The organism is Mucilaginibacter sp. P4_D1 (genome assembly GCF_056401935.1).
The window spans coordinates 1-13,805 of sequence record NZ_JBFUIJ010000023.1 but is presented as its reverse complement, the minus strand read 5'-3'; the positions used below and the strand labels follow the sequence as shown (position 1 = coordinate 13,805).

Genomic DNA, 13,805 nt, shown 5'->3' with positions numbered 1-13,805 from the left:
CCCTACATACCTATGAAAAATTTAAATTCAATTTTAACAAGGCTGTTTCCGCTGCTGCTGATAGTAACCGTTAGCGCGGCATCAGCTCAACAGCAAAAAGCCGATCTGATCATCTACAACGGCAAGGTTGCCACCATGGCCGCCCCCGGCGAATTTAAGCAGGCTATTGCCATGCAAAACGGCCTTATTATGGCCACAGGGAGCACGCAAGCCATTTTTAAATCCTACAAAGGTGCCAACACCCAATTGGTTAATGCGGGCGGCAAAACGGTTATTCCCGGCTTAAACGATAGCCATATGCATGCCATTAGGGAAGGACTTAACTTTAACATGGAATTACGCTGGGATGGTGTAAAAACCCTGAAACGGGCCATGGAAATGTTAAAAGAACAAGCCGCCAGGACCCCGCCGGGAGCATGGGTAAAAGTAGTAGGTGGCTGGAATGAATTTCAGTTCGCCGAAAAACGACAACCTACTATTGATGAGATTAACGCCGCCGTGCCCGATAAGCCCGTATTTATAACCTACCTGTACGGTAAGGCTTTCCTGAATAAAAAAGGTATAGAGGTGCTTGGTTATGATAAAAATACCAGCTACCCCGGTAGCGTGGTAGAGTTGGACAAAGATGGTAAACCTACCGGCCTTTTGTATGCCAAAGAAACGCCTATGGCCATATACCGCACGCTTGCCCTAACAGGTACTTTAACACCTGAAGAAAGGATCAATAGTTCGGAACACTTTTATCGCGAGATAAACAGTTTTGGTATCACCAGCGTGGTTGACGCTGCAGGCGGCTCCCAAAATTATGATGCCGACTACCAGGCTTCGCTCGCGCTGGCCAAAGCCGGGAAGTTAACGGTACGTACCTCGTATTACTTATTTGCCCAGCAAAAGGGAAAAGAGTTTGCCGATTATGAAAAATGGATAGCCCAGACTCACCCTAATAAAAATGACCATATCCTGATGGCAAATGGTTACGCAATGGAAGGCGCCGGCGAAAACCTGATAGCTACGGGAGCCGATTTTGAGAATTTCCTGGAGCCGCGTATTGTACTATCGCCGGATATGGAAACCGACCTGGAGCCTGTTATACGCCTGCTGGTTAAAAATCGCTGGCCCTTCCGTCTGCATGCTACTTATGGCGAATCGATAGACCGGATGCTTAACGTGTTTGAAAAGGTAAATAAAGATACCCCTTTTAACGGCCTCCGCTGGTTTTTTGACCATGCCGAAACTATTACCGACCCTGAATTGGCCCGTGTAAAAGCCCTTGGTGGCGGGGTGGCAGTTCAATTCCGGATGTATTTCCAGGGCGAACTTTATACCAAAATGTACGGGCAGCCCAAAACACAATTGCCTCCCATAAAAAAGATGTTGGCAATGGGCATCCCGGTAGGTATGGGCACCGATGCGCCGCGGATATCTACCTATAACCCCTGGATGGCCCTACATTGGCTGCTAACCGGTAAAACCATCGGCGGTATGCAGTTTTGGCCACAAGACCAGGTGCTGGATAAATTCACCGCGCTACAATTATATACATCGGGCAGCGCCTGGTGCTCGGGCGAGCAAAATGTGAAGGGCAAACTGGTTAAAGGCATGTATGCTGATATGGTTATCCTATCCGACGATTATTTTGCTGCATCCGCAGAAAAAGTTAAAAACATCACCGCCTTAATGACCGTGGTGAACGGAAAAGTTGTTTATGCAGCCGGTAAATACGCGGCTCAAAACCCAGCCATTCCAGAAGTAATCCCCGCCTGGTCGCCGGTAAAATACTTTGGCGGTTATCAAAAATAAAACATCAATAATCCTGCATACATCCTTAAAAAAAACAATAAAATGAAAACACTTATCTTAAAATTATTGGCCATTTGCCTAACGCTAACCTGCCTGCATGGTGGTGCATTCGCTCAAATGCCGCCAACAATACCTATTTGGGATGCCAATAAAGTAACCCTTGGGCTGCATAAAATTAACGACGACATCTATGCCATTATCCCAACCACAGCCGAAACAGAAACCACAAAAGGCATACCCCAAGCCACTACGGGCGGTTTTATTGTGGGCGAAAAAGGAGTATTGCTGATAGAAGTAATGCTTACCAAACGTTTGTATGACCAGGAAATGAAGCTGATCCGGTCTGTAACCGATAAGCCTGTTATTTTAGCGGTTAATACCAGCGATCATGGCGATCATTGTTTTGGCAACTACCTGCTGCCGGCATCAACTCTTATCATCCAAAACGAATATGCGAAAGAAAACCTGGCAAAAAACTACAATGGCATAAAGCAATTTATGGTGACCTTATTTGGTGCAGATAGGGGTATTGAAAACACCGTGTTTCGCCCGGCTGATATTGTGATACCTAAAAACAGCAACCTTAAGGTGGATATGGGCAAGGGTAAAATAGTCGAACTGCTAAATGTAGGCACCGCCCAATCGCCCGCCGATTTGTTTGTGTGGATGCCTAATCAGAAGGTATTTTGGGCGGGTAACCCATTCATTGCCGAAAGCCCCGCAATTCCCTGGCTGTTTGACGGCTTCTTTTTAGAGCCTGCAGCCAACCTGAAAAAGGTGTATGATTTTTTACCCGACGATGCCATTGTAATACCGGGGCATGGCCGCATTACCAATAAAGCCGGCGTCAAATACACTATTGATTATGTGGAAGAATTGAAGAAAGAGGTAGAAGCCGCTGTTGATAAAGGCCTTACCCTTGAACAAACCAAAGATGCTGTAAAAATGGAGGAATACGATAAAGGCTACGTGCTGTTTAATTGGCTCCACTACAATTTTAACCTGCCCAATGCTTATAAAGACATCCGCGATAACAAAAAAAAATAAATATACATAACAACTAAAAACGATAGAAATCATGAAAGCAATAACAACAATTAAGCACTTGGTGCTGGTTCTGGTATTTACAGCGGTAGCCTGCAGCGTATCAGCGGCCATTACACCGGCCAACCCGCCGTCTAATTTTAAACACCAGTATGCTACGGTTAACGGCGTTAAAATACACTATGTAATAGGCGGCAAGGGTGAACCTTTATTATTGGTGCACGGCTTTGGTCAAAACTGGTACATGTGGAACAGGTTACTGCCCGAGCTATCCAAACACTTCACCGTTATAGCACCAGATATGCGCGGCGTTGGCGAATCAGGCAAAACAGCCGGCGGGTACGACAAAAAGAACATGGCAGTTGATATGCACGAACTGATGAAAAAATTAGGTTACCAACATATCAACCTGGCCGGGCATGATATAGGTTTGATGGTAGCTTATGCTTATGCAGCGCAATTTCCTGCCGATGTTAAAAAGCTGGCCTTAATGGATGCTTTATTGCCAGGCATTGAACCGGTATGGAGCCAGGTAAAAGCGCAGGCCTGGTGGTTTGGCTTTTTTGCACAGCCACACGCCGGCGAATTGGTTTCGGGCAAAGTTGGTTTATTCTTTACAGATTTTTGGCCGGTTGTGGGTTTTCAAAAGGATGCCTTTACAAAAGCCGAGAAAGCAGAGTTTATCAGGGCTTATTCGGTTCCCGGAGCAACTACAGGTGCTTTCCACTGGTTTGGCTATTTTAACCAGGATGCTAAGGATAACATTGAGTTTGCTAAAACAAAGCTGACTATGCCGGTGCTGGCCATGGGCTCTGACCATTTCGCGGCGCCCTTCCTGGCAACGCATACCAAATTGGTAGCTGAAAATGTACACGAGTCGGTAATTAAAGATTCAGGCCATTGGGTAGTGCAGGAAAATACCCCGCAGGTTCAAAAAGATTTATTGGATTTCTTTTTAAAGTAATTACCATTATAAACAGTAAAAGCATCTTTCTATGTGGAAGGATGCTTTTACTGTTTTATACGAATACGATTTGTTATAATAAACGCAACATGCATTTACTGAAGGCATTTTGTCATTCACTTACAAAGCGCTTGTCCACTTTATTATCAGAAGGTATATAGAATATACTTTGAATCAATCGATGTTATCAGGCATAGGCGGCTGTGGATATTCGTCTTGAAGAAAAAGATATAAGCTCCATCAGCCTACGGGTTTAGGATTTGGTGCATTATCAAAAAAAATTGCTCAGTTTCTAAGCCAAGCTCGTTTCTTCTCCCCCTTATTTGATCTATTCCCCTCCCTTGCGAATCTTTCCTTTGCCCTACTTTTGAACTATATTTGGCTAATTTGTTATAAAGCTATGAACAATAAGATAGTGGTTTTTTTTGTTGCCCTATTGAGCGTTATATCGGTTACCCATAATGCGATAGCACAAATAGATCCCTTTTCAAAAACATGGGTATCAGATCAGGGAAACGGTACGTATAAGAACCCCGTTCTTTATGCAGATTATTCAGATCCCGATGTAATACGTGTTAGGAACGATTATTACCTGGTAGCATCCAGTTTTAATTGTATGCCCGGTTTGCCCATTTTGCGTTCCAAAGACATGGTTAACTGGAGGCTGATCAATTACGCACTAAAAAAACAAATCCCTGAAATTGTTTATGATAAACCCCAGCATGGCAAAGGCGTTTGGGCGCCCAGTATCCGTTTTCATAAGGGCGAGTTTTACATTTATTATCCCGACCCGGACTATGGTATTTATATGATTAAAGCCAAAAATCCGGCGGGCGCCTGGAGTAAACCTTTGTTGATTTTGCCGGGCAAGGGCGTTATTGACCCTTGTCCTTTTTGGGATGATGATGGCAAAGGCTATCTCGCAGTGGCCTGGGCGGGCAGCCGTGCAGGGGTTAATAGTTTGCTGACCGTTTTTCAGTTAAATGCGGCAGGGACGGGCGTTACCGATGACGGTAAGCATGTTTATGATGGCCACGGTGATAACCATACTATAGAGGGTCCTAAATTTTATAAGCGCAACGGGTATTATTACATAATGGCGCCGGCCGGCGGCGTAGCTACCGGCTGGCAGCTTGCCTTGCGATCGAAAAATATATATGGTCCCTATGAAGCTAAGGTAGTGATGAACCAGGGTGGAACCACGGTAAATGGCCCACACCAGGGTGCGCTGGTTGAGACACAAACCGGTGAGCCCTGGTTTATTCACTTTCAGGATAAAGGGCCTTATGGCAGAGTTTTGCATCTGGAGCCTGTTAAATGGGTAAACAACTGGCCAGTGATTGGAAAAGATGATGATGGTGATGGAAAAGGAGAACCGGTACCGGTATTCAAAAAGCCCGATGTGGGTAAACGTTATCCGATAGCAACACCTGCTGGAAATGACGAGTTTAACGCTGATAAGCCCGGTTTACAATGGCAATGGCATGCCAACCCAAAAATTCAATGGAGCGCACTGATTCCCGGCTCGGGTTATTTACGGTTGTTTGCTTATCCAACAGACCAGGACGCGGTTAACCTTTGGCCTGTTCCCAACCTGCTGCTACAAAAGTTCCCGGCTCCTGATTTTACTGCAACCACCAAAGTAGACTATAAAGTGGAATGGGGGATATGGCAAGGTAAGAAGGCAGGCTTGCTCATTATGGGAAATGACTATTCGTACCTGTCTGTCTCTAAAGATGAAAAAGGATTTAAAGTAAACCGGGTTATCTGTAGGGGAGCATTAAATGGCAATTTGGAGGAGGTTTTGGCTGAGGAAAGGATCAACCAATCTGCAGTTTACTTACGGGTGCATGTGAGTTCGCCCGATGCCCGGTGTAGTTTTAGTTATAGTGAGGATGGGATCAATTTTAAGGATATTGGACAGCCGTTTTATGCGCAACCCGATAAATGGATAGGAGCCAAGATGGGCTTATTCTGTATCAGCAAGCCTGATGTACGCATGGGAGGTTATGCCGATTTTGATTGGTTCAGGGTGACACCATAATACAATCAGTAATGAGTTTATAAATCAATATTTTAAAGTATTAAACTCTATGGCTCGTAAGATCATTGTTTTGTTGCTGACTGTTCTGGTTCTGGTTAGTAATTGTAAAGCTCAGGATAAACCCGAAGATCACGTATATCAGTATAGTGTAAAGGTTAGCACCTGGAAAGCTTATTTATGGATACCACCAAATTGTAAACATGTTAAAGGTGTAATTGTATCCCTGGCTAATTTGCTGGAACGTAACTGGCTGGAGGATCCGTTCGTCCGGCGCACGGCTGCTGAGATAGGTTTGGGTATCATTTGGATTGGGCCTGCACAAAGGGGAGATCAATCTTTAACTGCTGATATGAAACCCGGAATGGAAAAAGTATTTCAGCAAATGATGGGTGATCTGGCACTGGAATCGGGTTATCAGGAATTAAAAACGGCCCCGGTTATCCCCATGGGCCACTCGGCTAACGGGCATTTTGCCTGGACCTTTGCAAATGCCTTGCCCGAACGAACTATAGCATGCATCCCCGTAAAAACTATTCCATTACCTGATTCCCTGAATTTTAAAAACATTCCGCTTTGTTACATCGTGGGCGAAACTACCGAGTGGCCGCAATACCGTGTGCCCGACCCAGCCACCCAACCTGGTGACCGTGACTTTTACTGGCCGGTGGTAAAACAAACCGCATTAGCTTTGCGTGCCCGTGATGCCAGTAACCTGATTAGTGTAATTGTAGATCCCGGCGGAGGGCATTTCGATTGGTCAGCACACCTGGCAAGATTTATCGCATTGTATATCCGTAAAGCATGCCTGTACCGTTTGCCCGAACAAAGACAGTCGGCCTTAAAACCGATTGAAAGATCATCCGGATGGTTAACAGGTACAGGCGGGATGGAAAAGGATGAGTTTTTACCTGCCCCTTATAAATCATTTGAGGGTAATAGCGCTAATGTATATTGGTTTTTTGATCAGGAAACGGCGACAGCGGCCATGAGGTTTGAAGGCGACCGTGTAAGGCGCAAAAGGCAAATGCTTACTTTTATACAGGATGGTCAGTTATTGCCGGTTGCTAAATTGGGTTTTGCGGCCTTGAAGTTTGAACCAGAACAAGGCGGTGTTTCATTCCAGCTAAAAGGTGGTTTTTTATCAAAAATGCCCCCGGAGCTTATTGGTGGTGGCCAAAAATTGGGGCATGCGGCAGGCCCCATTAGCTTTAGGGTAATCACTGGTCCGGTAATACAAACAGGCCCCTCTTCATTCAGATTACAATTTGACCGGTCGGGTATGGGAGGTGATCTTTGGATACAGGAAGAAAATGCAGGCGATGACGAATATCGGCATGCGGTACAACCTGGCAAGATGACCATCCCCGCTAAATTAACAACTGGTAAACCCCAGAAAATAACATTTCAAAAAATACAAGATGTTAAATATGGTACCAAAGAACTTGCTTTACATGCCATGTCAGATTCGGTATTACCTGTGGATTATTATATTATTTCGGGACCGGCATATGTGGAAAATAGCGCCATTAAATTTACACCTATCCCTATTAAAAGTAAGTACCCCGTAAAGATTAAAGTAGTAGCTTATCAATGGGGGAGCGTAACAGAACCTTTGTATCAATCTGCGGAACCGGTTGAACAAACTTTTTATGTAACCAGGCGATGAACCTTATTGGTATATCGCGAAGCACAAGGCAAAAAGTTTTTAGCTATTACAGTCATGTAAAATGAACATCTTATAAATTACAATACCATAAATAAATCATGAATTATATAAAAGGAATATGTTTACTCCTGTGCTGCTTTTTATTATTGTGCCTGGCTAATTTTGCAAAAGCGCAGTCGTTTACACATCCCGGATTATTGCAGAACACGCAGGATATAGAGCGGATGAAAACAGCAATAAAAGAAAAGCAGGAACCGATATACAGCGGGTTCCTGGTTCTTCAGGCTTATCCGCAATCACAAAATACCTATCGTATGCAGGGGCCTATGGAAATGGTAGGCCGGAATCCGACTATTGGGCAGGGTGTTTATGATGCAGATGCTAATGCTGCTTATCAAAATGCATTGATGTGGGCGCTTACCGGTCAACAACCTTATGCCGATAAAGCTATAGCAATTGTTAATTCCTGGTCATCAACATTAAAATCAATTACCGGGCGCGATGCTGTATTAATGGCCGGGCTTGGCCCATTTAAAATGGTGAATGCTGCCGAGATACTCCGCTATACCCATTCGGGTTGGTCTGCAGCGGATATCGAAAAAACAGAGAATCATTTTCATGAAGTGATATACCCGGCTATCAAAGATTTTGCTCCGTTTGCCAACGGTAATTGGGATGCCGCAGCCATGAAAACAATGATGGCAATAGGTGTTTTTTGCAATGACCGCCCCATATTTGAACGGGTTTTACACTATTATATTGACGGCCCAGGCGATGGAAGCCTGGTTAATTATATTATTAACGACGCGGGTCAATGCCAGGAAAGCGGCCGGGATCAAAGTCATACACAACTGGGCATAGCCCATTTAGGCGATTGTGCGGAAATGGCGTGGCACCAGGGATTAAATTTATATGCTTATGCAGATAACCGTTTACTAAAGGGATTTGAATATACCGCCAGATATAACCTTGGGCAGGATGTGCCTTACGTACCCGCAATGGACAGAACAGGTAAATACTTGCATCAGCAGCTATCATCAGAAGGCAGGGGGAAGCTGCGGGCGGTGTACGAACAGATCTATAATCATTACGTAAACCGGATGGGTTTAGCAGCGCCCTATACCCGGCAGGCGGCCGAAAAGATGAGGCCGGAACAGCAGGGGCTACCAGGTGCCGACCATGTGGGTTTTGGAACGCTGCTTTATTCCAGAACGGCATCGGTAAACGGGAAATATGATGTCAATACCATTCCGGCAGCGCCGGCGGGTCTGTTAGCTAAAACCTCGTTAAACGGCAATACTGTAAGCTGGGTAGCTTCTGTAGGTGCGGATTATTATACTGTTAAAAGAGCAGGGAACAGAAATGGACCTTATTTTGTTATAGCCAGCCATATCACTAATCCGTTATACCAGGATAATAAAGTATTAAAAGGGAAAACCTATTACTATATAGTTTCTGCGGCTAATAAATGGGGCGGGGGCGCAGATGCTTATCCGGTTAGCATTACAACGGGTTTCCGTGCAAATTGGGAACAGGCAGATGTTGGAGATAACAGAGAACAAAAAAGCGCCGCGGTTTTTGATGGACGGCAATTTACCATAACAGCAGGCGGAATGGGTATTGACAGCTTAAATAATCAGTTTAAATTTATTTATACGGCCTTAAACGGCGATGGGGCCATCACATGCCGGTACGTTCCCCAGGTTAGTTCACAGTTTACCAATTTTGGCCTGGTTATCCGCGAAGGATTAACGGTTAATGCGCCGCAGATAGCTTTAGTGGTAAAACCTGAGCCATCGGGTCAGGCGGAGGCGCCAAGCTGGCACACCAGTCTCCTTTTCCGGGAGTTAGCAAGAAATGGAACAAAAACGGTTACATCAAGCCAATCGCTTGCGGAGCCTGTAGTTACTTTCAGTCGCCTCACGGGATATTATTGGCTCCGTTTACAGCGAAAGGGCGATGTATTCTCAGGTTACTCTTCAGTTGATGGAAAAAACTGGATAAAAATAGGTTCAGTAACTGGCCAAATAAAAAAATCGTTATTAGCAGGCCTGGCTGTTTCTTCCGGCTCAATGGCAACGCCTACTACCATTAGCTTTGATCAGGTCTCTTTGGAGAAATAATCCCACTTTTAATTGATCATGTTTATAATCATTTATGGGTGCGGCAGATAAAACGTAAGCAACTGCCCCGAACAAGCCCCCAAATTTGGGACGAGTACAGTTCATTGGCCGGCTATTTTCTTTTCCGTTTTTCCAGCATATCTGCTATACTTATACCCGAACATGCAGCGATCAGTGTGGCCAGGGCTGCGGCAGGCATTTCGGATTCATCTTTAAAATTGATGCAACCCTTCTGGAATTTAGCATCCGGCAGCAGCTTTTCAAATTGCTGGTACAGCGCGGGGTTCATGTACATGGGCAGGCAGTGTAACGACATGTAAGCCTTTGCACTGGCCAGCCCGTATTTCATAACGCCGCGTTCCTCGTATAAAATCATTTCTTTGCCCATCATCAGCTTGATGACAGGGGTAATTGTTGGGTCGTTAGCTATGATTGCCTCATGCAGTGTGGTCAAAAAGGCCTGCCTTTCTGCGGGTGCATCGCTGATAAATTTCATAATGCTCATACACTAAGATAAGCAAAACCAATTGATTATATTTAATGGACAAAATACTGCCCAATGAAGAAAACGATGCCTTTTGACTTCCTGCTGGATTATCTGCCCGCTGGTGTGATTGTTAAGCCTGCTGTGGGGATGTTTTATCTCTATTTCGACGGAAAGATCGTACTGATCTTCCGGGAGACCGAAAAAAATCCGCAGCATAACGGCATCTGGGTATGCACAAAACGGGATGATCACGCCAGTTTGAAGGCGGAAATTCCGGCGATCACCAATTTTTCTTTTGATGAGGGCGAGTCATTTGACACAGCCTGGTTGCTGCTCAGTAACAGCCACGATGATTTTGAAAGTGCCGCCATACAGCTTTGTGAATTGGTATCGCGCAAAGACAAAAGGATAGGCAAAGTGACGCCTAAGAGCGTGGCTTTATTTAAAGGCTTTTAAGCACCGTTTTTTTGTTGCGCCCCGTTGTTGGGGCTATGTTTGTTGGTTATAAAGGTAAACTGTCGGATGCTTTAAATTTAGCCGGCCGCCAGTTATTATAGTTGCCTCATGCCAGGCTCATGCCACCATCCATAACAACCTCGGCCCCGGTGATGAACTTTGCTGCGTCGCCCGAGAAATAGGCGACCATTTTGGCCACATCCTCGGGCTGGCCCATTTTCTTTAATGGAATGCGTTCAATCATCCAGTTATCCAGGTTTTTCCGCATGGTTTCATCCAGTCCAATTTTGTTGAGTATCTCGGTTTGAGTAGGGCCCGGGCTAACGGAGTTTACGCGGATGCCGCGGGGAGCCAGTTCAAGTGCGGCAATGCGCATGACCGAATTGAGCGCGGCTTTGCCCGAAGAATAAATAGATGAATGCACCCCATTCATGCTGGCCGTATTGGAGGAAAGGAACACCACCGATGCACCATCGTTTAACAACGGTATAAATTTGCTGAGCGTAAAATACGCGCCTTTGAAATTAATATTGATAATGCTGTCAAAAAGTGTTTCGGTGGCTTTTTCGATGGACGCGGTACCTGCAATGCCGGCGTTGATGAACAGGATATCGATTTTGCCAAATTGTGTTTCGATCTTTTTTGCCAGGTCTTCAGTCTGTATTATACTTGATTGATCAGCGATAAAACCCGTTACGCCGAGTTCGTTTGCAGCCTGATTTACGGCTTCCTGCCTTCGTCCTGATATGATTACTGTGGCACCCTGCGCTTTCATTTCCTTAGCGGTGGCATAGCCTATACCGCTGTTACCGCCGGTTATAACGGCTATTTTTTCTTTTAAAGTTTTCATGATACAAATTTATGTCGAAAATGGTATAACTTTGTTACCAGTATCACAGAGTATACCAGTATGGGAGTAGCAGAAAAAGCGGCTGAAGTTTTATCCACACCGCGTAACCAACAAGAGGAAGTAAGGGCTTTACAGGACACAATTTATGTAATTGGCGGCAAATGGAAGCTGCCCATCATTAATTCGCTTTGCAACGGCAATAAGCGTTTCCGCGATATTGAGCGGAGTATACCAGGTATTACAACGCGGATGTTATCCCGCGAACTTAAAGAAATGGAGGCTAACCAGTTGCTTAAACGTACGGTAACGCCAAATACCCCCGTACTGGTGGAATATACCGTGACGGACTATTGCCGGAGCTTTGGCGACATTATCCTCGAGATGATCAAGTGGGGTAAACAACACCGCGAGAAGATCAGGTCAGCCGAATAATACAGTTGTAGCCTGTTTCTTCGGCAAACCTGGCATCGTGCGATATCAGGATCAGCGTCCCACCAAAATCTTTTACCGTTCTGGTCAACATTTCCAGGCTTTGCAGGTCGAGGTTATTGGTGGGTTCATCCAGGATGAGTATATCGGGGGCAGTATGGCGGAGTGACAGGCAACAAAGCGCCAGTTTCAGTTTCTCGCCGCCGCTTAAGGCTGCACATTTCAGGTTCCAGCTTTCGGCAGGAAACCGGGCGTAAACTAACAACGACCGCAGTTCGTGCTCAGGTAACAAGCGGCTATTGCATTGTTGCGCCTGTTCAAAAACATTTAATTTTTCATCAATCAGGGTATACTCCTGGTCAAGATATGAGTAGCTAAAAGCGGCGCAGCTAATTTGTCCTGCGGTTGGTTGTAATTGCCCCATTAACATTTTGAGCAGGGTGGTTTTTCCGGAACCATTGGCCCCGGTAACCTGCACGCGGTCGCCCGAGCGGACCTGGAATGTTAAGGGCCGCCACAAGGGGATTTCGCCGTACCCGAAACTGATTTCCCGGGCATCAATCAGTATTTTGCCGGTGTGCAGGCCAGAGCTTTTGAGCATGATAGAAGGAGGCTGATATGTTTGCAGGCTGGATCTTTGTTCGCTGAGCTTTGCAGCAACCTGGCTTATCTTTTCATCCTGAACACTGCTTATCCGGGCACTGCTTTGTTGCGCCTGGGCTTTGCGCCGACCGGCCAGGATTCGGGGCAACGAGCCGCTATTGCCCTGTGCTTTGCCGCGGGTTTCCTGTTGCTGCCGTTGTTCTGTTAGTTCCCGGGCTTTTGCTTTGGCCTGTTTAAGGATTTTAGTTTGTTCATGAACGCGGGCCTGCAGGGCATCAATGTCCTGCCGTTTTTGGCTTTCATAAAAATCATAGTTACCGCCAAAGCGCTCCAGGCCAACGGCACTTAATTCAATAATCTCGGGCAATAAATTTAGCAAGGTGCGGTCATGGCTTATTGCAAGGATAGTGGCCTTACTGGTTTGTATTAGATGGTAAAGTTGCTCCCTGCTTTGTGTATCAAGATGATTGCTGGGCTCGTCCAACAAAATAATGCCCGGCTGATGCAATGTAATACCTGCCAACATCACTTTGGCCTTTTCCCCGCCGCTAAGTGTGCTCATGCGGTGCTGCGGGTCAAGATAGTGCAGTTGCCAGTGCGCCAGGCTTGCCAGTACGTTTTCTTCAATTTCCCAATCGTCCTGCAAATCAATGAAATGATTCTGGTGGGCATCGCCGTTCAGGATGGCCCGAAAGGCGGTGAGCTTTTTGCCAACCTGTAAAGCTTCGGCAATGGTTTGCCCGGTATTACCCATTTGCTGCGGAACATACCAAAAAGGTTCGGAAAGTGAAAGCATTCCGCCCGTGGCAAGCAATTGTCCGGCAAGCAATTGTAATAGCGTTGATTTCCCGGCGCCGTTAAAACCTACAAGCGCGGCTTTTTCGCCCTTAGCTATGGCAAGGTTTATATTTTCGAAAAGGGTTTCCCTGTCGGGATGGATATATGCGAGTGAACGGATGAGGATACTCATGATAGCAAAGTAAAAGCATTGAAAAATCGGTGACCAAAAACTACCGCGGGCTGCGGATTGTATGATGGCACATGACCATCGGTTTTACTTTGTGATTCTCATTGGAGTAATATTCGTGAACGGATGTGCAAATATAGAGTTTTCTGAAAATATGGCAAAATAGTTCGTCCAACGCCCAGGGCTGACGCATAAGAAACGTTAAAAACGGGAGGTGTTGCCAACAAAATGTTGATAAAGAGGTGATAAGTTTAAGGGTTGCGGTTGTCAAAAAGGCTTTCAAGTTTTTTTCTTTGTAAAAAAGAATATGCCCACATCCCTTCACGATCATTTCAGATGGATACCCGATCCACGCACGGGCAATAATAAGAA

12 protein-coding genes are annotated in these 13,805 nt (G+C 45.6%); 8 read left to right on the top strand and 4 right to left on the bottom strand.

Annotation, left to right across the window (positions count from 1 at the left end):
• Positions 1 to 12: 12 nt before the first annotated feature.
• The 6 genes from AC1DV1_RS18790 (at position 13) to AC1DV1_RS18765 (ending at position 9,641) form a co-directional block, all read left to right on the top strand.
• Positions 13 to 1,800, top strand: coding sequence for an amidohydrolase (locus tag AC1DV1_RS18790; RefSeq protein ID WP_477362004.1), 1,788 nt, complete (start codon positions 13 to 15; stop codon positions 1,798 to 1,800).
• A 42-nt stretch (positions 1,801 to 1,842) separates the two neighbouring features.
• Positions 1,843 to 2,847 (top strand): MBL fold metallo-hydrolase, encoded by a 1,005-nt coding sequence (locus AC1DV1_RS18785; RefSeq protein ID WP_477362002.1) that lies wholly within the window; start codon positions 1,843 to 1,845, stop codon positions 2,845 to 2,847.
• A gap of 31 nt (positions 2,848 to 2,878) precedes the next feature.
• Positions 2,879 to 3,808: an alpha/beta fold hydrolase gene (locus AC1DV1_RS18780; RefSeq protein ID WP_477362000.1), complete on the top strand. Its 930-nt coding sequence runs from the start codon at positions 2,879 to 2,881 to the stop codon at positions 3,806 to 3,808.
• Between the two features lie 400 nt (positions 3,809 to 4,208).
• Positions 4,209 to 5,852 carry a glycoside hydrolase family 43 protein gene (locus AC1DV1_RS18775; protein WP_477361998.1) on the top strand — a complete coding sequence of 548 codons (1,644 nt, stop codon included), beginning with the start codon at positions 4,209 to 4,211 and terminating at the stop codon, positions 5,850 to 5,852.
• A gap of 49 nt (positions 5,853 to 5,901) precedes the next feature.
• Positions 5,902 to 7,518 (top strand): hypothetical protein, encoded by a 1,617-nt coding sequence (locus AC1DV1_RS18770; protein ID WP_477361996.1) that lies wholly within the window; start codon positions 5,902 to 5,904, stop codon positions 7,516 to 7,518.
• Between the two features lie 98 nt (positions 7,519 to 7,616).
• Positions 7,617 to 9,641, top strand: coding sequence for an alginate lyase family protein (locus AC1DV1_RS18765; protein WP_477361994.1), 2,025 nt, complete (start codon positions 7,617 to 7,619; stop codon positions 9,639 to 9,641).
• Positions 9,642 to 9,753: 112 nt separating this feature from the next.
• On the opposite strand, the gene AC1DV1_RS18760 is transcribed toward AC1DV1_RS18765, so the two are convergent.
• Entirely contained in the window at positions 9,754 to 10,137 is a 384-nt protein-coding gene (locus AC1DV1_RS18760) for a DUF1801 domain-containing protein (RefSeq protein WP_477361992.1), read from the bottom strand.
• A 63-nt stretch (positions 10,138 to 10,200) separates the two neighbouring features.
• Here AC1DV1_RS18760 and AC1DV1_RS18755 point away from each other — a divergent pair, with 63 nt between their 5' ends.
• Positions 10,201 to 10,584 (top strand): hypothetical protein, encoded by a 384-nt coding sequence (locus tag AC1DV1_RS18755; RefSeq protein WP_477361990.1) that lies wholly within the window; start codon positions 10,201 to 10,203, stop codon positions 10,582 to 10,584.
• Positions 10,585 to 10,690: 106 nt separating this feature from the next.
• Here AC1DV1_RS18755 and AC1DV1_RS18750 read toward each other — a convergent pair whose 3' ends face one another.
• Positions 10,691 to 11,434, bottom strand: a complete 744-nt coding sequence (locus AC1DV1_RS18750; RefSeq protein WP_477361988.1) for an SDR family oxidoreductase — start codon at positions 11,432 to 11,434, stop codon at positions 10,691 to 10,693.
• 60 nt (positions 11,435 to 11,494) lie between these two features.
• Here AC1DV1_RS18750 and AC1DV1_RS18745 point away from each other — a divergent pair, with 60 nt between their 5' ends.
• The gene (locus AC1DV1_RS18745; protein WP_477361986.1) at positions 11,495 to 11,866 is read left to right on the top strand and encodes a winged helix-turn-helix transcriptional regulator; all 372 of its coding nucleotides are present in this window, start codon (positions 11,495 to 11,497) and stop codon (positions 11,864 to 11,866) included.
• Here the strand turns inward: AC1DV1_RS18745 and AC1DV1_RS18740 are convergent.
• Complete coding sequence (locus tag AC1DV1_RS18740) at positions 11,850 to 13,436, bottom strand: ABC-F family ATP-binding cassette domain-containing protein (protein ID WP_477361984.1); 1,587 nt, start codon at positions 13,434 to 13,436, stop codon at positions 11,850 to 11,852. The genes AC1DV1_RS18745 and AC1DV1_RS18740 overlap by 17 nt on opposite strands.
• Positions 13,437 to 13,476: 40 nt before the next feature.
• On the bottom strand, positions 13,477 to 13,805 hold a 329-nt coding region (locus tag AC1DV1_RS18735; protein WP_477361982.1), incomplete at its 5' end, for a hypothetical protein.

What these genes read in the sequence shown, in the direction of transcription:
- AC1DV1_RS18745 (WP_477361986.1), top strand. Translation starts at nt 11,495, where the DNA reads ATGGGAGTAGCAGAAAAAGCGGCTGAAGTTTTATCCACACCGCGTAAC.
- AC1DV1_RS18770 (WP_477361996.1), top strand. Translation starts at nt 5,902, where the DNA reads ATGGCTCGTAAGATCATTGTTTTGTTGCTGACTGTTCTGGTTCTGGTT.
- AC1DV1_RS18755 (WP_477361990.1), top strand. Translation starts at nt 10,201, where the DNA reads ATGAAGAAAACGATGCCTTTTGACTTCCTGCTGGATTATCTGCCCGCT.
- AC1DV1_RS18750 (WP_477361988.1), bottom strand. Translation starts at nt 11,434, where the DNA reads ATGAAAACTTTAAAAGAAAAAATAGCCGTTATAACCGGCGGTAACAGC.
- AC1DV1_RS18760 (WP_477361992.1), bottom strand. Translation starts at nt 10,137, where the DNA reads ATGAAATTTATCAGCGATGCACCCGCAGAAAGGCAGGCCTTTTTGACC.
- AC1DV1_RS18765 (WP_477361994.1), top strand. Translation starts at nt 7,617, where the DNA reads ATGAATTATATAAAAGGAATATGTTTACTCCTGTGCTGCTTTTTATTA.
- AC1DV1_RS18775 (WP_477361998.1), top strand. Translation starts at nt 4,209, where the DNA reads ATGAACAATAAGATAGTGGTTTTTTTTGTTGCCCTATTGAGCGTTATA.
- AC1DV1_RS18785 (WP_477362002.1), top strand. Translation starts at nt 1,843, where the DNA reads ATGAAAACACTTATCTTAAAATTATTGGCCATTTGCCTAACGCTAACC.
- AC1DV1_RS18790 (WP_477362004.1), top strand. Translation starts at nt 13, where the DNA reads ATGAAAAATTTAAATTCAATTTTAACAAGGCTGTTTCCGCTGCTGCTG.
- AC1DV1_RS18740 (WP_477361984.1), bottom strand. Translation starts at nt 13,436, where the DNA reads ATGAGTATCCTCATCCGTTCACTCGCATATATCCATCCCGACAGGGAA.
- AC1DV1_RS18780 (WP_477362000.1), top strand. Translation starts at nt 2,879, where the DNA reads ATGAAAGCAATAACAACAATTAAGCACTTGGTGCTGGTTCTGGTATTT.